The sequence below is a fragment of the Halopseudomonas sabulinigri genome, from assembly GCF_900105255.1.
Taxonomy (GTDB): Bacteria; Pseudomonadota; Gammaproteobacteria; order Pseudomonadales; family Pseudomonadaceae; genus Halopseudomonas; species Halopseudomonas sabulinigri.
The window spans coordinates 2,618,464-2,636,111 of record NZ_LT629763.1 but is presented as its reverse complement, the minus strand read 5'-3'; the positions used below and the strand labels follow the sequence as shown (position 1 = coordinate 2,636,111).

Genomic DNA, 17,648 nt, shown 5'->3' with positions numbered 1-17,648 from the left:
GCCGCGCCAGTTCAAGCGGCGCCCTCGCACGGCGGGGCAATGCGGTAGGTCATGCTGTACAGCAGCGGCAGTATCACCAGCGTCAGTATGGTCGCAAAGCCCAGGCCGAACATGATCACCACCGCCATGCTCTGGAAGAAGGCGTCGGTCAGCAGCGGCGCCATGCCGAGGATGGTCGTCAGCGCGGCCATGGCAACCGGGCGTACGCGGCTGATGGCCGCGTCGACCAGCGCCGAGTAGGCGTCCTTGCCGCTGTCGATCTGCAAGCCGATTTCATCCACCAGTACGATGCCGTTCTTCACCAGCATGCCACTGAGGCTGAGAAAGCCCAGCAGTGCCATGAAGCCGAAGGGAATGCCGGTAAGAAGGAAGCCCAGGGTCACGCCGATCACCGCCAGCGGTACCGTGGCCCAGATGATGGCCGCGCGCTTGATCGAGTCGAACAGCAGCACAGTAATCAGAAACATTGCCAGATAGCCTAGCGGCAAGCTGCCGAACACGGCCTTTTGCGCGTCGCGCGAGCTTTCGTACTCGCCGCCCCACTCCAGATGGTAGCCGCGTGGTAGTTCAATCGCTTCGATCTGCGGTCGCAGGCGGGTGAACAGCTCGGTCGCGGTCTGCTCGCTGATGATGCTGGGGTCGGCTTGCACGGTGAGCGTGCGTTTGCGGTCCTCACGCATGATCATCGGGTCTTCCCACAGGGTCACGAAGCCGCTGACGACCTGCTCCACTGGTATGTAGGTGCTGCGCGCGCTGCTCCAGACCAGCAGGTCGGTCAGGGTACTGGCATCCAGACGCTCTTCATCCGGCGTGCGGGCAACGATCGGCAGCATGCGTGTGCCGTCGCGGTACAGCCCCACATTCAGGCCGCTGAAATTCATCTTCAGCAAGGTGTCCAGGTCGCGTTTATCCACACCCAGTTCGCGCGCCTGCGCCTCGACAAACTGCGGCCGGACCAGCTTGGTGCGTTCGCGCCAGTCGTGCATCACCGCATCGCTGACCGGGTCGGCGCGCATGATGGCAATCGCTTCGGCCCCCAGCCTGCGCAGTACTTGCGGGTCTGGCCCGGTGAAGCGCGCCTCGATCTTGCTGTCGCTGCCCGGCCCGAGCATCAGTTGCTTGAGTTTTACCTGCGCGGTCGGGTGCTGCTGCTTGAAGTAGCGGTCTAGTTCGGCGATCAGCGGCTCTATTTGCTCGCGTTCTTCGGTGCGCACCAGCAGCTGCGCATAGTTGGCGTGAATGCGCTGCGGGAAGTAGGTAAGGATGAAGCGCAGCGCGCCCTGGCCAATGGTCGAGGTCACCGTCGTCACGCCGGGCTGCGCCAGCACGTACTGATCGACCTCGGCGGTGACCTGCTCGGTGTAGCGGATGTCGCTGCCCTTGGGCAGCCACAGATCGATAAAGAACATCGGCGTGTTGGACGGCGGAAAGAAGGCCTGGCGTACCAGGCTGAAGCCGTAAACCGAGGCGCCGAGCAAAACCACCAGTAGCACCAGCGTCATCGCGCGGTGGCGCAAGGCACTGCCCAGCAGGCGCCGGTACAGGGTGAAGATCAGGCCTTTGTATGGGTCCTGATGCTCGGACGTTTCTTGCGCCTGACCTGGCTGGTCGCGGAAAAACAGGCTGGCAAAGAAGGGCGTCAGCGTAATGGCGGTCACCCAGCTGAGCAGCAGCGAGATCAGCAGTACCTGAAACAGTGACAGGCAGTACTCACCGGTCGAGTCATCCGACAGGCCGATGGGGGCGAAAGCAATCACCGCGATGGCGGTGGCGCCCAGTAGCGGCAGCTTGGTCTGCTGCACTATGTCGCGCGCTGACTGCAACGTGCTCTGGCCGCGCTGGCGGCCTACCAGAATGCCCTCGACAATGACGATGGCGTTATCCACCAGCATCCCCAGGGCGATCACCAGGGCGCCCAGCGAGATACGCTGCAGTTCAATATCCAGCAGGCGCATGAAGATGAAGGTGCCCAGCACCGTGAGGGCCAGTACCAGACCGATCAGCAGGCCGCTGCGCAGGCCCATGAAGATCAGCAGCACGCCGATGACAATCGCTACCGAGATGACAAAGTTGAGTACAAAGCCGCTGACCGACTCCTCCACCTCCTTCGCCTGGTTGTAGAACATCTTTACCTGCATGCCGGCGGGGCGGTCGGCGTCCAGCTCGGCAAGCCGTGCGGTGACCGCGTTGCCCACGTCCACCACATTCACATGGTTGGCAAAGGACACGCCTAGCCCCAACGCCTGCCTGCCCTGGGCGCGGTAGAGGTTGCTTGGTTCCTCGGCAAAGCCACGGCTAACAGTGGCGATATCGCCCAGATAGACGCGCCGGGAGCTGCCGGGCTCGCTGATGATCAGCCGTTCCAGTTCGCTGACATCCTCAAACTCGCCAGTGGGGTGCAGGCGGATGGATTCGCTGCCAACCAGCATCTTGCCGGCGTCCGACACCACGTTCTGCCGGCTTAGCAGGTCGTAGAGCCGCTGCGGCGCAATGCCCAGCGCGCTCATGCGCTCGCGCGAAATCTCCAGATGTACCTGCTCTTGAGGCACGCCGGCGAGGCTGACCTTGCCCACGCCCTCGACCAGCACCAGCTCGCGGCGCAGGTAGTCGGCAAAATCGCGCAGTTCGCGGTAGCGGTAACCGTCGCCACTGACCATCAGGAAAATGCCGTACACATCGGCAAAATCATCCCTGATCTGAGGCTCCTCCACGCCCGGTGGCAGGTTCGGGCGCAGATCGTTGATGCGGCGGCGCAGCTCGTCCCAGATCTGCGGCAGCTCTTCGGCGCCGTAGGTACTTTGCACCTCCACGGTAATCTGCGACAGCCCGGCACTGCTGATCGAGGTGACCTTGTCGACGTAGGCCAATTGCTGGATGGCATTCTCCAGCGGGTAGGTCAGCTCCTCCTCAACCTGTTCCGGTGATGCGCCCGGATAAGGCGTGATCACCATCGCCATCTTCAGGGTAAAGGCCGGGTCTTCCAGCCGCCCCAGTTCGAGGAAGGCAATGGCCCCGCCCACCCCCATGATCAGTGCCACCAGCCAGCTGGTGACCTTGTGCTTGATGAAATAACCGGCGATATCCATTACAGGCCCCGCTCGCGCACCCAGGGACGAACCCGCTGGCCGGCCTGCAGCTCGGCGCCGCCGGCGGCTACAACCTGTTCGCCTGCCTCCAGGCCGGACAGAATCTCGATGCCGTCGTGAGTCAGGCGGCCGACCTCGACTGGCCGTGCGACCACGGTCAGGCCCTGCTCGGTTTCCTCGGTAACCCACACCTGCTGCTGGGTGCGCGGCTCGGTGTCAGGACTGAAGACTGCCTCCACCGGCACTATGATCGGCAGGTTGCCGGCGCGGCTCAGCTCGGCAAAATCGACGATTACGGTGGCACTCATGCCCGGCAACAACACGGCGCCGTCGGGCATCGGCATGCTGAGGGTCACATCGTAAGTAAGGGTCTTGGGGTCGGGCTGGCTGGCGTGCTCCTTGTAGATGGCCTCTACCAGCTCGCCGTGCTGGCTGCCCAGCCGCACGCGCGGATGAATATCGGCCGGCACCAGGTCGCGGCGCAGGCTGGTCAGCAGGTTTTCCGGTACCTGAAACACCACGTCCATGCTTTCCCGTGCATACAGGGTGGCGATCGGCTGATTGGGTTGCACCACCTGATATTGCTCAACGTGGGTGCGGGCAATCACACCGGGAAAGGGCGCGTTCAGCCGGGTGTAGGCCAGCTCTTGCTTGGCCAGGTTGAGCGCCGCTTCGGCGGAGTTGTACTGCGCCTTGCGCTGATCGTACTCGGCGCGCGAAACCATCTGCTTTTCAAGCAGCTGCTGCATGCGCGAAAACTGGCTGCGGGTCAGGTCGTAATTGGCCTGACGGTCGCTGACCTTGAGGCGGTAGTCGGTGTCGTCCAGCAGCGCGATCAATTCACCCTTGGCTACTTCTTGGCCCTCCAGTACCTTCAATTCCTGCAATTCGCCGCCCAGGCGGAAGGAGAGCTCGGCCTGTTCCGGGGCTTGTAAGCGCGCGGGAAACTCGCGTACGCGCTGGCTGCTGGGGTCGGCTGCGGTAAACAGCTTTACCGGCCGGGCTTCGGTCGCAGCCGGGGCAGGCTCATCCGTACACCCGGCGAGCAGGCCAAGACTTAGGCTGAGAACAAGGGCAAGGCGGAGACGTTGGGAAGGGCGATCCATGGGTGACCTGTTTTTGTGTGTGGCGGGGGTCTGCCAGCCGATTATAGGGAAACAACGGCTAAATGGCAGACATCGGCAGCAGATTGAGTCATTTTGTGAATATAGCAGCGCGGGCCCACGGTAACTGACGCAGTGCATGCACGCCCAAACCGCACTAGAATGGTGCGCAGCCGGCTCGCCGGAAGCGACAGACGCCGAGCCGCAGAAACCCGGTGCAAGGCTTTGCCGCGCCGGTAAGCTGTGCCAGCATTGCGCCGTCACTGGGTTTCAATCGCCCGTGGTTACTGTGTCAGACCGAGAAATAAAGTTTTTTGGCATTTCTTGAACAAATGGCCAGCTTTTTGCTGCAAGCATGCATCCGCCGTACTCAACGCAAGCGTGGCGGTCGCCGATAACTAGATCCCAGGAGAAGTATCCATGAGTTTGAAACGCACTCTGGCGTTGGCCGCAGCCCTCGTGCTGCCCATGCAGGTAATGGCAGCGGACGATCCACTGAAAGTGGGTTTTGTTTACGTTGGTCCCATTGGTGACCACGGCTGGAGCTACCAGCACGACCAAGGCCGCAAGGAGCTGGAAGCTCACTTTGGCGACAAGGTACAGACCACCTACGTTGAAAACGTCAACGAAGGCGCCGATGCCGAGCGCACCATTCGTCGTCTGGCCCAGGCCGGCAACGACGTGATCTTCACCACCTCCTTCGGCTTCATGAACGCCACCGCGCGCGTCGCGGCCGACTATCCCGATAAAACCTTCATGCATGCCACCGGTTACAAGCAGGCTGAAAACCTGGGCACTTATCTGTCGGTTACCTATGAAGGCCGCTACGTCACCGGTACTGCCGCTGGCATGGTGACCAAGAGCAACACCATAGGCTACATCGCCTCCTTCCCGATTCCAGAAGTTATCCGCGACATCAACGCCACCTTCATGGGTGCTCGTGCGGTAAATCCTGATGTGGAAATGAAAGTAGTTTGGGTCAACACCTGGTTCGACCCGGCCAAGGAAGCTGACGCTGCCAACACCCTGATCGATCAGGGCGTGGACGTGATCGTGCAGCACACCGACAGCCCCGCTCCCCTGCTGGCAGCGCAGAAGCGCGGCGTTTGGGGCGTGGGTCAGGCTTCCGACATGAGCCACTTTGCGCCTGAAGCCCACCTGCTGTCCGTGGTCAACGATTGGGGCCCTTACTACATCAAGAGCGTTCAGGCTGTGATGGACGGTAACTGGGTGTCAGGCGACTACTGGGGCGGCATCCATGATGGCGTGATCAAGATCGAGTCCATCAGCGACAAGCTGACCGCCGAGCAGCGCAGCAAGGTTGACGCGATGATCGCCTCTATCGACAGCGGCGAGTTCCACCCCTTCACTGGTCCGATCAAGGATCAGAGCGGCACTGTTCGCGTGGCTGACGGTGTTGAGATGACCCATGAAGAGCTGGCTGGGATGGATTGGTACGTTGAGGGTATGACGGCCACTATTCCGCAGTAAGCTTTGTGTGACCTTGCTGGCGGCGTGCCCATCACGTTGCTGTCGGTAGGGTTAGCAGGTAGTGAAAAACCCGGACTTTGGTTCGGGTTTTTTTATGGGCTGTATTTAGTGTTCTGCCTCGGTACTGACTTGCGGTGCAGGCTGCGGGTCAGCTTTTCGCCCTGATGGCGAGTCAGGGGAAATGCATGGCCATTTCCCCCGACACCCCCTAGGCCACCCCAACTGCGCGGCCCTGCGGGTACGCTGCGTTGCTCGGTCTGGCGGGGCCCTGCGGAACTCGTCGCTGCGCTCCTCAGACAGTCCTCGGGCTTATTCCCGCCAGCCCTGTGCTACTCGCCCGCGCAGACGGGGATTTGGGGTCCGTGCAGTGCCGGCGTCTTGCGTCTGATTGTTCCCACGCTCCGCGCGGGAGCGCAGCCACGGACGCGCTTCGTCCATCCAGGCGAAAGGCAAACCAGATCAATCAACGCTGCTGCTGAGAACCGAGTAAGCAAGCCAGGACCTTGCGGCGTGCGAGCTGCGCCAATCAGCTCCGAATGAGCTGCGCCACCGACTCCTGCACCCGCGCCGTCAACTCAGCCTCATCCAATCCACACACCTCGCCGCCGTCCACCACCACGCGACCCTGCACAAAACTGTATTTGACGCTCACCGGCTCACCACACATCAGCGGCGCGGTCAGCGGGCTGTGCACGCCGGCAAAGCGTGGCTGGTTGATGTCGTAGAGCACCAGATCGGCTGCCATGCCGACCTTGATTTCGCCAACATCGTGTAAGCCCAGCAGCTCGGCGCCGTTGCGGCTGCCCCAGCTGAGTGCCTTTTCCAGGGTGGTGGCGTCCGGGCCGTGGACGGCGCGGTGGATCAGCCAGGCCAGGTTCAGCTCCTGCAGCATGGAGCCGGACTCGGCAGACGCAGAGCCGTCTACGCCCAGGGTGATCGCCATGCCGGCTTGTTCCATCTTGATCGCCGGGGCGATGCCGCTGCCCAGGCGGCAGTTGGAGGTTGGGCAGTGGGCGATGCCGGTGCCGGTGCTGGCCAGGCGGTCGATGATGTAATCGTCGCAATGCACCAAGTGGGCAAACCAGACGTCGTCGCCCAGCCAGCCGCAATCACCGGCGTAATCCACGGCGCGTTTGCCGTACTTTTTCAGCGAGGCAACTTCGTCAAAGTCGACTTCCAGCAGGTGCGAGTGCATGCCGAGCTTGAACTCGCGGGCGTAGGCCGCCTGTTCACGCAGGCCATCCGGATCGCTGGAATGAATCAGGCTGGTTGGCGCGACCACCAGCTTGCGCATGGCATCGCCGCCGTCTTGGTGGTAGCGAACACGGCTGGCATCCAGCCGCTCGATGATTTGGCCGATGGTTTCCGGCGCGATGCCGTGTTCGATCATGCCGTGGTGGCTGCCGACCGAGGTCGCGCTGCCGCGGCAGAGCACCAGGCGCATGCCCAGTTCATCAGCCGCACGCCACACAGCATCTTCCAGCTCGGGGCTAGTGGTGGCGTGGTAAAGGTAATGATGATCGGCGCAGGTAGTGCCGCCGGAGCGCAGCAGCTCGTACAGCCCCAATCGCGCAGCGTGGTACATCAGCTCCGGGGTGACCTTGGGCCAGTAGCGGTAGGGCACTGAGCCTAGCCAGTCATTGAGGTTCTGGTTCAGGCCACCGGGCACACCCTTCATGATGGATTGGGCGAGGTGGTGATGGGTGTTGACCAGGCCGGGCCAGACGACACAGCCAGCGGCATCGATGACCTGCTCGCTCTGCTCGGTTGAGGGCTGCAGCTGGCAGCCCAGCTCGGTGATCTTGCCATCGCGAATACGAATGTCGGTCGCGTCGGCCTGGGTGGGGGAAAAGACTGCTTGTGCGTTCTTGATCAGGTAAGCCACGAAGGTGCTCCTTAGCCCAAGAGCAATGTCCCGGAGTCTGACCCCTGACCGCTTCTACTCTGTTGCATGGTGTTGAATGGACCGCAGCATGCGCTGCTGTGGCAGAGAGTGCAATTTTCTAACCAACCTGCCGGCTTCCCGCCAGCCGCCATATTTAGGGCTGTTCCGGCGGCGCGGCCGAGTAGAAACGACCAAAACCAGTGCAAATGGTCAGCTTTTGCGCAATCACGGTGCAGCCGCCAGCGGCAGGTAGCTGCGCAGCCAGCACACAGCACGCTCTGGCCCGCACGTTCGTCGGATTTGGCCGAGTTGGCGCACTTTCTGCTTGAAGATTCCTGCCTGAGGCTTATCCTCGGCAACGTGAGTAGAAGCTGTCAGGGGGCACCACCCCAGGTCATTGCTCAGTTAGCGGACAATGCGCATGGCGCGGCGAACGCGGACTGACAGGCCACAGCCTTCTGCCGTTTTCCCGCCCGCGTCATTCTCCGCACCATTTGCCCCCAATGGGACTACTCGGAGATTCACTATGACAACTGCAACAACCCCAGAATACGGCCTCAAAGAACTGCAGCTGGAAACCACCTTCGGCGGCATGGGCAAGGAAACCGCCCGCGAAATTCCGCTGATCGACCTGACTGATTTTGAGAACCGCCGCGCGGAGATCACCGAGCAGCTGTGGAGCGCCGCCACCGAAGTCGGCTTCTTCCAGCTGGTCAATCACGGCCTGGACGTCAAACTGGTGCAGAGCGCCTTTGAGCTGTCCGAAGCCTTCTTCAGCCTGAGCAACGAGCAAAAAGCGCGCTTTCCGCTGAAAAAGGGCCTGAACACCGGTTGGGAGTTCATGTCGCAGGTGCGCCCCTCCACGCGCACAGCTGATCAGAAGGAATCCTTCCAGATCACCCTGCCGCACATGGACGACCTCTGGCCCAACCAGACCGTAGTGCCGGAATTCCACCGCATCATGCTGGATTTTGAATACCGCGCCTGGCAGCTGGGCATGCAGGTACTCTCCTGCTTTGCCGAGCGTTTGGGCTTTGCGCGCGACTTTTTCACCAAAGCGCACGACCGCCGCCAGCCTGACTACCAGAGCACCCTGCGCCTGCTGCATTACCTCGCCATGCCGGAGGAAGATCAGGACGAAAGCCTGTGGCGCGCTGGCGCCCACACCGACTTCGACTGCCTGACCATGGTATTCCAGAAGGAAGGTCAGGGCGGCCTGCAGGTCAGCCCGGGCAAGGACGCTGAAGGCGCTGGCGACAACCGCGAGTGGAGCAGCGTGATCCCGCGTGACGACATCATCACCTGCAATATTGGCGACATGCTGATGCGCTGGAGCGACGACCAGCTCAAGTCCACCCTGCACCGCGTGCGCATGCCCAAACCGGGCGAGTACCGTGGGCCGCGTTACAGCATGGCGTTCTTCTGTCAGGCCAACAAGAACGTGATGATCGAGAGTCCGGCGGGCAAGTATCCGCCGATTTCGGCGGCGGATTATTTGTTGCAGCGGATTCAGGCGAACTTTGCTGAGGCTAAGAAGTAGGCTTTGGTGATAGTGGAAAGGGCTGCTTCGGTAGCCCTTTTTTGTGGGTGCCTTGGGGCTTTTAGCAGCATCGCTGCCGGTCTTCAGGATTGCTTTTCGCCTTGCTGGCGAGTCCCCTTTCTTTGCTTGCCCAAAGAAACGGAACCCAAAGAAAGGGCACCCCCAGCCAAGCTGGCCTGCGGCTTCTCTGCGTTACTCGGATTTGAGCGCGCCTGCGGAACTCGACAGCTTGGAAGGGGGAATTACGGCCGGAGACCGGAGTGGTTTTGAGGTTTGGTTGCTGGGTCGAAACTTGAAGTCCAAAACCGAATGCTGCACGGACTGAATAGTCCCATCTGAGCGGGCGAGTAGCACAGAGCTGCCGGGAAAAAGCCCGAGGACTGTCTGAGCGAAGCGAGTTCCGCAGGGCCCCGGCAGATCGAGCAACGCAGCGAACCCGAAGGGCCGCGCAGCTGGGTGCCCGAGGGGGTTGTTAGGGGGAGATGGGCAAGCATCTCCCCCTGACTCGCCTAAAGGCGAAAACGATAACTAGCCAACCGCCGAGGCTACAGCCCTGCAGAGGCTTTAGTTACGCAATGGCTCACGCGCTAGCGCCGCATCGCCCCCGCCAACCCCCGCGTCAACTCCAACGCCGCAGCCTCGCCACCCTTGAACATCGCCTCAACCAAAGCCGAGCCCACCACCACACCCGTGGCCGTGCGGGCAAAGGCCGCCGCTTGCTCTGGCGTGCGCACACCAAAGCCCACGCAGATCGGCAGCTCGCTCTGCTGACGGATGGCCGCGAGGGCGGCATCCACCACGGCGTTGTCTGCCTGCCCTACCCCGGTCACGCCGTTGAGCGACACGTAGTAGAGAAAGCCACTGGCGTTGGCCAGCACGCGCGGCAGGCGCTTGGCATCGGTGGTGGGGCTGGCCATGCGAATCATGTCCAGGCCCAGGTCGCGCGCCATGGGGCCCAGCTCATTGTCGTGCTCGGCGGGCAGATCGACGATCAGCAGGCCATCGACACCGGCCGCGTGCGCCTCGTTGAGAAAGGCTTCGGCGCCGTAGCGGTGGATCGGGTTGTAGTAGCCCATCAGCACCAGCGGAGTGGTCTGATCGGTGGTGCGGAAGGCGCGCACCATCTCCAGCGTCTTGCGCTGGGTCTGGCCGTTGTCGAGTGCGCGTACGGCAGCGGCCTGAATGGTCGGACCGTCGGCCATCGGATCACTGAACGGCATGCCCAGTTCGATGATATCGGCACCCGCGCCCGGCAGCTGTTGCAGCAGCGAAAGGCTGGCGTCATAACCGGGGTCACCGGCACAGATGTAGGTCACCAGGGCTGCGCGGTTCTGTTTGGCGCACGCGGCAAAGCGTTGTTGCAGACGATTACTCATGCTTGTTCCTCCATCAGGCGCAGCACCGTGGGCATGTCTTTGTCGCCCCGGCCGGACAGGCACACCACCATCAGGTGATCGCTGGGCAGTGTTGGCGCACGGCGGGCGACTTCGGCCAGCGCGTGGGCGGTTTCCAGCGCGGGAATAATGCCTTCCATGCGGCAGCAGTTGTGGAAGGCGTCCAGCGCCTGCTGGTCGGTCACCGCGACGTAATCGACGCGGCCCTGCTCGTGCAACCAGGCGTGTTCTGGCCCGATGCCGGGATAGTCGAGGCCGGCAGACACCGAGTGCGCGTCGGTAATCTGGCCGTCTTCATCCTGCAGCAGGTAAGTGCGGTTGCCGTGCAATACGCCGGGTACGCCGCCCTTCAGGCTGGCTGCATGCTTGCCGGAATCCAGCCCGTGACCGGCCGCTTCAACGCCGACCATCTGCACTTCGGGGTAGTCGAGGAAATGGTGGAACAGCCCCATGGCGTTGGAGCCGCCACCGATGCAGGCCACCAGGCTATCGGGCAAGCGCCCTTCGCGCTCGAGCATCTGGCTGCAGGTCTCGCGGCCGATGATCGCCTGAAAGTCGCGCACCAGCGTGGGGTAGGGGTGCGGGCCGGCCACGGTGCCGATCATGTAGAAGGTGTTGTCGACGTTAGTCACCCAGTCGCGCAGCGCCTCGTTCATCGCATCCTTCAGGGTGCCGGTGCCCGAGGTAACCGGCACGATGCTGGCGCCCATCAGGCGCATGCGCGCCACGTTGTCGCGCTGGCGCTCGATGTCGGTAGCGCCCATATAGACCACGCACTCCAGACCAAAGCGAGCGCACACGGTAGCCGTTGCCACGCCGTGCATACCCGCGCCGGTCTCGGCGATGATGCGGCTCTTGCCCATGCGCCGGGCCAGCAGGACCTGGCCGATGCAGTTGTTGATCTTGTGCGCGCCGGTGTGGTTCAGCTCCTCGCGCTTGAAGAAGATCCTGGCGCCGCCGTACTGCTCGGTCAGCCGCTCGGCGAAGTACAGCGGGCTGGGGCGGCCGACGAACTCGGCGTTGAAGCGGTCCAGCTCGGCGATGAAGTTCGGTTCCGAGCGCGCCTGCTTGTAGGCATGCTCCAGATCCAGAACCAGCGGCATCAGGGTTTCGGCAACGAAGCGCCCACCGAACTGGCCAAACTGGCCCTGTGCGTCGGCATCGCGACGGAAATGTTGGTTGGCATTCGACATGAGTACACCTCCAGATTTGATGCGCCTACGGTAGGGCAGACAGCGCCCCGATAAAATCGATATGATGGCGCAAACCTGTGAGAAAAAGTGACATATTACATGGCCCGAGACTTACCCTCGCTGAACGCGCTCAAAGCCTTTGAAGTGGCTGCCAGACTGGAAAGCATGAGTCAGGCGGCAGACGAGCTGCACGTCACCCACGGTGCGGTGAGCCGCCAGATACGGCAGCTTGAAGAGGAGTTGGGGGTGGCGCTGTTCGACAAGGTCGGGCGGGGTGTTCAGCTCACTGCCGCCGGCCGCCAGTTGCGTGATGCTTGCCGCGATGCCTTTGGCAGCTTGCGTGAGGTCTGTGCCGAAATACGCCAAGCCGACCAGCGTGGCCCGTTTCTGCTCGCCTGCCCCGGCAGCCTGCTCGCGCGCTGGTTTATTCCACGGCTCGACCGTCTCAACGCCGAGCTGCCGGAGCTGAACTTGCATCTCTCGGCCAGCGAGGGCGAGCTGGACCCGCGTCGCGCCGGGGTCAGCGGTACGCTGTTGTTTGCCGCGCCGCCTTGGCCTGCCGATATGCAGGTTTATCCGCTTCGGCAGGAGCGCATCGGCCCGGTCTTCAGCCCGCGCTACTCTGGTGCAGCGCGCCTGCAAGGGCAGCCGGCCAGTGCCCTGTTGAACGAGAGCCTGCTGCATACCCACTCCCGCTCGCAGGCCTGGGCCGACTGGGCGCACTTGCAGCAAATTGATCCGGCCAGTCTGACTCAAGGCCAGGGTTTCGAGCATTTGTACTATCTGCTGGAGGCCGCGCTCTCCGGGTTGGGCGTGGCCATCGCGCCGCAGCTGCTGGTCGCCGACGACATTGCCGCCGGTCGCCTGCTCGCGCCCTGGGGTTTTGTTCAGACGCAGCATCAATTGGGCCTGTGGGTGCCAAAGCGCCAACCCCAAGGCGCTGCACAGCCGTTGGCCGACTGGTTGCTCAGCGAACTGGCAGGGAGCAGCGAATGAGAGGTCTATGCCTGTTGCTGTTGATCGGCCTGCTGCCCGGCTGCAGCTCGTTGAGTTATCTGCACCACAGCTGGCAGGGTCAGCGCGACCTGCTGGCGCGCGCCGAGCCGCTGGAACAGGTGCTGCAAAACCCAGCCACCGAGCCGCAACTGGCCAAGCGGCTGCAGCAGGCGCAGCGCATCCGAGCCTTTGCCAGCCAGCAGCTAAAGCTGCCGGATAACGCCAGCTACACCCGCTACGCCGATCTGCAGCGTCCCTATGCGCTGTGGAACCTGTTTGTCGCCGCGCCCCTGTCAATGGACGCCGTGCCCCACTGTTATCCGTTCTTTGGCTGCATCGCCTACAAGGGCTACTTCGATCAGGCCAGTGCCGACGCCGCCGCCGAGCAATGGCGCGCCAAGGGTATGGAGGTCTATGTCGCCGGTATTCCGGCCTATTCGACCATAGGTTGGTACGACGACCCGCTGCTCAACTCGATGCTGCACTGGGATGACGATTACCTCGCCGAGCTGCTGTTCCACGAGCTGGCGCACCAGCAGTATTACGTGAAGGACGACACCGCCTTCAATGAATCCTTCGCCAGTTTTGTGGGTAAGCAGGGGTTGCGCGAATGGCGTGCGGCGCAGGGGTTGGGCGCGCGGCAACGCGATCCGCGCGCACTGGAGCGCGAGTTTGTACAGCTGCTGCTGACTGCGCGCGAGCAACTGGTTGCGCTCTATGCCAGCGAGGCCAGCGATAGCGCCAAACTGGCCGGCAAGGCAAAGGTGTTCAGTCAGTTGCGCGCCGATTACCGGCAGTGGCGCGACCAGCACTGGCAAGGCGTCGCACCTTATGATCACTGGTTTGCCGGCGAGTTGAACAACGCCCGGCTGTTGCCCTTTGGCCTATACGATCAGTGGATTCCGGCGTTTGCCCAACTCTACGCACAGAGCAGCGATTGGCCGGACTTCTATCGCCGTGTGGAAGCTCTGGGTGCACTGCCTGAAGCACAGCGCGCAACCGCGCTGCAACGCCTGCTGGAGGCCTCTGCACCGGCAAAAGCGGATTGATAATAATTGCTATTTAGCGTAGATTGCGGGGCTGATTTTCTCTTTTCATGTTCCCGGAGCTCGCATGTTTCAGCTGCAGTCCGTGACCTTCGCCGTACCGGAACGGACGCTGTTGCAGCCGCTTGATCTGAGCCTGGCTGCAGGCCAAATGATTGGCCTGATCGGCCACAACGGTTCCGGCAAATCGACCCTGATCAAACTCCTCGCACGCCAGCAAGCCGCCTCGGCCGGCAGTATCCTGCTGGATGAACGGCCGCTGGAGGCCTGGGGCGAGCGCGAGTTTGCCCGCCAGGTTGCCTACCTGCCGCAGCAGTTGCCGGCCGCCGAGAGCCTGACCGTGCGCGAGCTGGTCGGCTTTGGCCGTTATCCCTGGCATGGTCTGCTGGGCCGCTTCAGCGTCGACGACCGCCAGGAGGTCGAGCGCGCCATGGAGCTGACCGACGTTACCCGCTTTGCCGATAGCCTGGTCGATACTTTGTCCGGCGGCGAACGCCAGCGCGTCTGGCTGGCCATGCTGCTGGCCCAGCACACCCGCTATCTGCTGCTCGATGAGCCCACCTCGGCGCTGGACATTGCCCACCAGGTGGATGTGCTGGCGCTGGTGCAGCGGCTCAGCCGCGAACTGGATCTGGGCGTGATTGTGGTACTGCACGACATCAACATGGCGGCGCGTTACTGCGATCATCTGGTGGCGCTGCATTCCGGCCGCCTGCTGATGCAGGGCAGCCCCGCCGAGCTGATGAACGATCAGGCGCTGGAGGCCATCTACGGCTTGCCGATGACCGTCATCCCGCACCCGGATCACAGCTCGGCCATCGCGGTGGCGCGCGGGTGACAGGGCGGGTATGGCGCGGGCTGCTGGCGCTGTTGCTGTGCCTGCCGCTGATGGTGCAGGCAGCTGAACAGGGCCCCTACACGCGCATTGCGACCCTGGATTGGGGGCTGGCCGAAACCTTGGTCGGCATCGGCGTTACGCCCGTCGGCGTGGCTGATCTGCCCAACTACCGGCGTTGGGTCGGTGAGCCGGCGATGCCCGCCAGTGTGCATAACCTGGGCCTGCGCACCGAGCCGAATCTTGAGCTGCTGACGCAGCTGGCGCCCGACCTGATTCTGATCACCCCGCAGTTTGAGGCGGCGCGACCCTGGCTGGAGCGTATCGCCCCGGTCCAGAGCTTGGCGATCTACCGCCCCGGCCGCGACCCGTTGCAAACCGCCACCGAGATTGCCCGCGAACTGGGCGAGCTGACCGCGCACCAGGCCGGCGCCGAACAACTGATCACCGACTTTGAACAGCAGATGAGGCAATTGCGCAGCAAGCTCGCGGGCCGTGCACTACCCCCCTTTTACCTGGTCACCCTCATCGACGCCCGCCACATGCGGGTGTACGGCAACAGCAGCCTGTTCAGCTCGGTACTCGAGCGGCTCGGGCAGCGCAACGCCTGGCAGGGCGCCGATAATGTCTGGGGCTTTTCTCAGGCCGGGGTAGAGCAACTGGCCGAGGTGCCTGAGGCGGCGCTGATTCATTTTGCCCCGGCCCCGCTCGGCGCCCTGCCAGCGCTGCAACAGAGCGTACTTTGGCAGCGCTTGCCCTTTGTCGAGCAGCAGCGGGTGTATGCCTTTGCGCCGGCCTGGCAGTTTGGCGGGCTGATGGCCGCGCAGCATTTTATGCGGCTGTTCGAAGAGGCCCTGGTGCATGACTAGTACCGCACTGACCGCACCCTCGCGCAGCTGGCTCGGCGCCCTGCTGTTGCTCGGCCTGCTGGCGGCGCTGGCCAGCCTGGCGCAGCAACTGCCGGCGGCCCAGTGGTTCGCCGCCCTGCTGCAGCCCGATAGTCATAACTTGACGCAGCTGCGCGTGCACTACAGCTGGTTGCCACGCCTGTGCATGGCGCTCTTGTGTGGTGGCGCTCTTGCGCTGGCGGGTGTGCTGATGCAACAGGTGCTGCGCAACCCGCTGGCCTCGCCAACCACCCTCGGGGTGGCCAACGGCGCGCAGTTGGCACTGGCGCTGGCAACGCTCTACGCGCCCACCCTGCTGGTAGCCAGTGAATGGATTGCGCTGGCCGGCGGAGCCCTGGCCACCTTGCTGGTCTTCGCCCTGGCGCGGCGCCGTGGCCTCTCACCGCTGACGCTGATTCTCGCTGGCCTGGTGGTCAGTCTGCTGCTAGGTGCGGTCAACGTGATGCTGATGCTGTTGCAGCCGCAGGGGCTGGCTTCGCTGTTTATCTGGAGCGCCGGCTCGCTGAGCCAGCACAACTGGGATGGCGTACTCTTTCTGCTGCCGCGGTTGGCGCTGGCACTGGCGCTGGTGTGCTGCCTGGTGCGCCCGCTCGGCCTGCTGGAGCTGGACGACAGCGGCGCGCGCAGCCTGGGTGTTTCGCTCGACAAGCTGCGGGTAGTCGCGCTCGGGCTGGCGGTTTTTGTCACCGCCTGTGTGGTCAGCGCGGTGGGGGTGATCGGTTTTATCGGCTTGGCGGCGCCGGCGATTGCCCGTTTGCTGGGTGCCCGCACCCTGCGGCAGCGCCTGCGCTGCGCGCCGCTGGTGGGCGCCGCAGTGCTGCTGCTCACCGATCTGGCGGTGCAGCATTTCTCCGGTGTCTTCAGCGAGCTGGTGCCCACTGGCGGGGTTACCGCCTTGCTCGGCGCGCCGCTGCTGCTCTGGCTCATCCCGCGTCTGCGCTTACCCGCCGGGCGGCCGCAGCTGCAAGCGGCGCCGGCATCGCCGCCGCTGCGGCGCTCGGGCAGGGTGCTGGGAGTGCTGCTGCTGCTGGCCCTTGCCGGCGGGGTGATGGCGCTGTTGCTGGGGCAAGGGCCGCAAGGTTGGGGCTGGGCGATGGACCCGCAAATATTACAGTGGCGGGTGCCGCGCATCCTCGGCGCAGCAGGCGCGGGTTTGATGCTGGGGCTGGCCGGCAGTTTACTGCAACGCCTGACCGGCAACCCCATGGCCAGCCCCGAGCTGATGGGCATCAGCGCCGGCGCCGCGTTAGGCCTGATGGCCCTGCTGTTTTTGTGGATAGGTGCACCGTTGTGGGCGCGGCTGGGCATGGGCTTTTTCGGTGCCCTGATCACCCTGCTGGTGATCATCGGTTTTGCTCGCCGCCACGCCTATTCACCCGACCGTCTGCTGCTGGTGGGCATCGCCATCAGCGCCCTGTTTGATGCGGTGAAGATGCTGGTGCTGTCGCTGAATGATCCGCGCGGCCAGAGCGTGCTCAGCTGGCTGTCCGGCTCCACCTACTTTGTCGAGCTGCCCACGGCACTGGTCGCGGTGAGCTGCGGCACACTGTTGCTGCTGCTGTGCCTGCCATTGGCGCGCTGGCTGACGCTGCTGCCACTGGGGGAAAGCACGCCGCGCAGCCTGGGTGTGCCGATGCGCGGGGCGCGTCTGAGCATCATGTTGATTGCCGCCCTGCTTACTGCCGCCGCCACCCTGCTGGTCGGCCCGCTCAGTTTTGTTGGCCTGATGGCGCCACACATGGCGCGCGTGCTGGGCTTTCAGCATGCCCGTGGGCAACTGCTCGGCTCTGCGCTGATCGGCGCGCTGCTGATGGTGCTGGCCGACTGGCTGGGCCGCAATATGCTGTTCCCTGAGCAGCTGCCCGCTGGTCTGCTCGCGGCGCTGGTGGGTGGGGTTTATCTGATTTGGGGGTTGGGGCGCAGGCGCTGAGCCGGCTTACGGGCGTTCATTACACACGCGCAACCAAGAGGGTGCCTATAACTAGCCAACTGCACGGCCCCCTCTCCCATCTGCGCGGGCGAGTAGCGCAGAGCTGGCGGGAATAAGCCCGAGGAATGTTGGGGGCGCCTAGCCTGAGCGAAGCGAGTTCCGCAGGGCCCCGGCAGATCGAGCAACGCAGCGAACCCGCAGGGCCGCGCAGCTGGGTGCCCTGGGGGATCGCTAAGGGGGC

General features: G+C 63.5%; 12 protein-coding genes. 7 read left to right on the top strand and 5 right to left on the bottom strand.

The genetic code is table 11. The features are described 5' to 3' along the window. Positions 1-11 precede the first annotated feature (11 nt). Complete coding sequence (locus BLU26_RS11840; RefSeq protein ID WP_092286920.1) at positions 12-3,086, bottom strand: efflux RND transporter permease subunit; 3,075 nt, start codon at positions 3,084-3,086, stop codon at positions 12-14. After that, entirely contained in the window at positions 3,086-4,192 is a 1,107-nt protein-coding gene (locus BLU26_RS11835; protein WP_092286918.1) for an efflux RND transporter periplasmic adaptor subunit, read from the bottom strand. The genes BLU26_RS11840 and BLU26_RS11835 overlap by 1 nt, the downstream gene beginning before the upstream one ends. A 417-nt stretch (positions 4,193-4,609) precedes the next feature. Between BLU26_RS11835 and BLU26_RS11830 the strand changes: the two genes are divergently transcribed. Further along, complete coding sequence (locus tag BLU26_RS11830) at positions 4,610-5,680, top strand: BMP family ABC transporter substrate-binding protein (protein ID WP_092286916.1); 1,071 nt, start codon at positions 4,610-4,612, stop codon at positions 5,678-5,680. Positions 5,681-6,206: 526 nt separating this feature from the next. Here the strand turns inward: BLU26_RS11830 and BLU26_RS11825 are convergent. Beyond that, entirely contained in the window at positions 6,207-7,565 is a 1,359-nt protein-coding gene (locus tag BLU26_RS11825; protein WP_092286914.1) for an amidohydrolase family protein, read from the bottom strand. Positions 7,566-8,091: 526 nt separating this feature from the next. On the opposite strand from BLU26_RS11825, the gene BLU26_RS11820 reads away from it, so the two are divergent. Next, positions 8,092-9,105, top strand: coding sequence for an isopenicillin N synthase family dioxygenase (locus BLU26_RS11820; protein ID WP_092286912.1), 1,014 nt, complete (start codon positions 8,092-8,094; stop codon positions 9,103-9,105). 587 nt (positions 9,106-9,692) lie between these two features. On the opposite strand, the gene trpA is transcribed toward BLU26_RS11820, so the two are convergent. After that, positions 9,693-10,481, bottom strand: a complete 789-nt coding sequence (trpA, locus tag BLU26_RS11815) for a tryptophan synthase subunit alpha (protein WP_092286910.1) — start codon at positions 10,479-10,481, stop codon at positions 9,693-9,695. After that, positions 10,478-11,692 carry a tryptophan synthase subunit beta gene (gene trpB / locus BLU26_RS11810; RefSeq protein WP_092286908.1) on the bottom strand — a complete coding sequence of 405 codons (1,215 nt, stop codon included), beginning with the start codon at positions 11,690-11,692 and terminating at the stop codon, positions 10,478-10,480. Before trpB ends, trpA begins: the two co-directional genes overlap by 4 nt. Before the next feature lie 99 nt (positions 11,693-11,791). Between trpB and BLU26_RS11805 the strand changes: the two genes are divergently transcribed. From BLU26_RS11805 to fhuB, 5 genes are all read left to right on the top strand, one after another. Continuing rightward, entirely contained in the window at positions 11,792-12,688 is an 897-nt protein-coding gene (locus tag BLU26_RS11805) for a LysR family transcriptional regulator (protein ID WP_092286906.1), read from the top strand. After that, positions 12,685-13,737 (top strand): aminopeptidase, encoded by a 1,053-nt coding sequence (locus tag BLU26_RS11800; RefSeq protein ID WP_092286904.1) that lies wholly within the window; start codon positions 12,685-12,687, stop codon positions 13,735-13,737. Before BLU26_RS11805 ends, BLU26_RS11800 begins: the two co-directional genes overlap by 4 nt. A gap of 64 nt (positions 13,738-13,801) precedes the next feature. Then, entirely contained in the window at positions 13,802-14,572 is a 771-nt protein-coding gene (locus tag BLU26_RS11795) for an ATP-binding cassette domain-containing protein (protein ID WP_092286902.1), read from the top strand. Then, the gene (locus BLU26_RS11790; RefSeq protein ID WP_092286900.1) at positions 14,569-15,438 is read left to right on the top strand and encodes an ABC transporter substrate-binding protein; all 870 of its coding nucleotides are present in this window, start codon (positions 14,569-14,571) and stop codon (positions 15,436-15,438) included. The genes BLU26_RS11795 and BLU26_RS11790 overlap by 4 nt, the downstream gene beginning before the upstream one ends. Then, the gene (gene fhuB / locus BLU26_RS11785; RefSeq protein ID WP_092286898.1) at positions 15,431-17,407 is read left to right on the top strand and encodes a Fe(3+)-hydroxamate ABC transporter permease FhuB; all 1,977 of its coding nucleotides are present in this window, start codon (positions 15,431-15,433) and stop codon (positions 17,405-17,407) included. Before BLU26_RS11790 ends, fhuB begins: the two co-directional genes overlap by 8 nt. Positions 17,408-17,648 lie beyond the last annotated feature (241 nt).

Bases quoted from the DNA above. Each gene is read 5' to 3' on its own strand.
- BLU26_RS11840 (WP_092286920.1), bottom strand. From the start codon at position 3,086: ATGGATATCGCCGGTTATTTCATCAAGCACAAGGTCACCAGCTGGCTG.
- BLU26_RS11835 (WP_092286918.1), bottom strand. From the start codon at position 4,192: ATGGATCGCCCTTCCCAACGTCTCCGCCTTGCCCTTGTTCTCAGCCTA.
- BLU26_RS11830 (WP_092286916.1), top strand. From the start codon at position 4,610: ATGAGTTTGAAACGCACTCTGGCGTTGGCCGCAGCCCTCGTGCTGCCC.
- BLU26_RS11820 (WP_092286912.1), top strand. From the start codon at position 8,092: ATGACAACTGCAACAACCCCAGAATACGGCCTCAAAGAACTGCAGCTG.
- trpA (WP_092286910.1), bottom strand. From the start codon at position 10,481: ATGAGTAATCGTCTGCAACAACGCTTTGCCGCGTGCGCCAAACAGAAC.
- trpB (WP_092286908.1), bottom strand. From the start codon at position 11,692: ATGTCGAATGCCAACCAACATTTCCGTCGCGATGCCGACGCACAGGGC.
- BLU26_RS11805 (WP_092286906.1), top strand. From the start codon at position 11,792: ATGGCCCGAGACTTACCCTCGCTGAACGCGCTCAAAGCCTTTGAAGTG.
- BLU26_RS11800 (WP_092286904.1), top strand. From the start codon at position 12,685: ATGAGAGGTCTATGCCTGTTGCTGTTGATCGGCCTGCTGCCCGGCTGC.
- BLU26_RS11795 (WP_092286902.1), top strand. From the start codon at position 13,802: ATGTTTCAGCTGCAGTCCGTGACCTTCGCCGTACCGGAACGGACGCTG.
- fhuB (WP_092286898.1), top strand. From the start codon at position 15,431: ATGACTAGTACCGCACTGACCGCACCCTCGCGCAGCTGGCTCGGCGCC.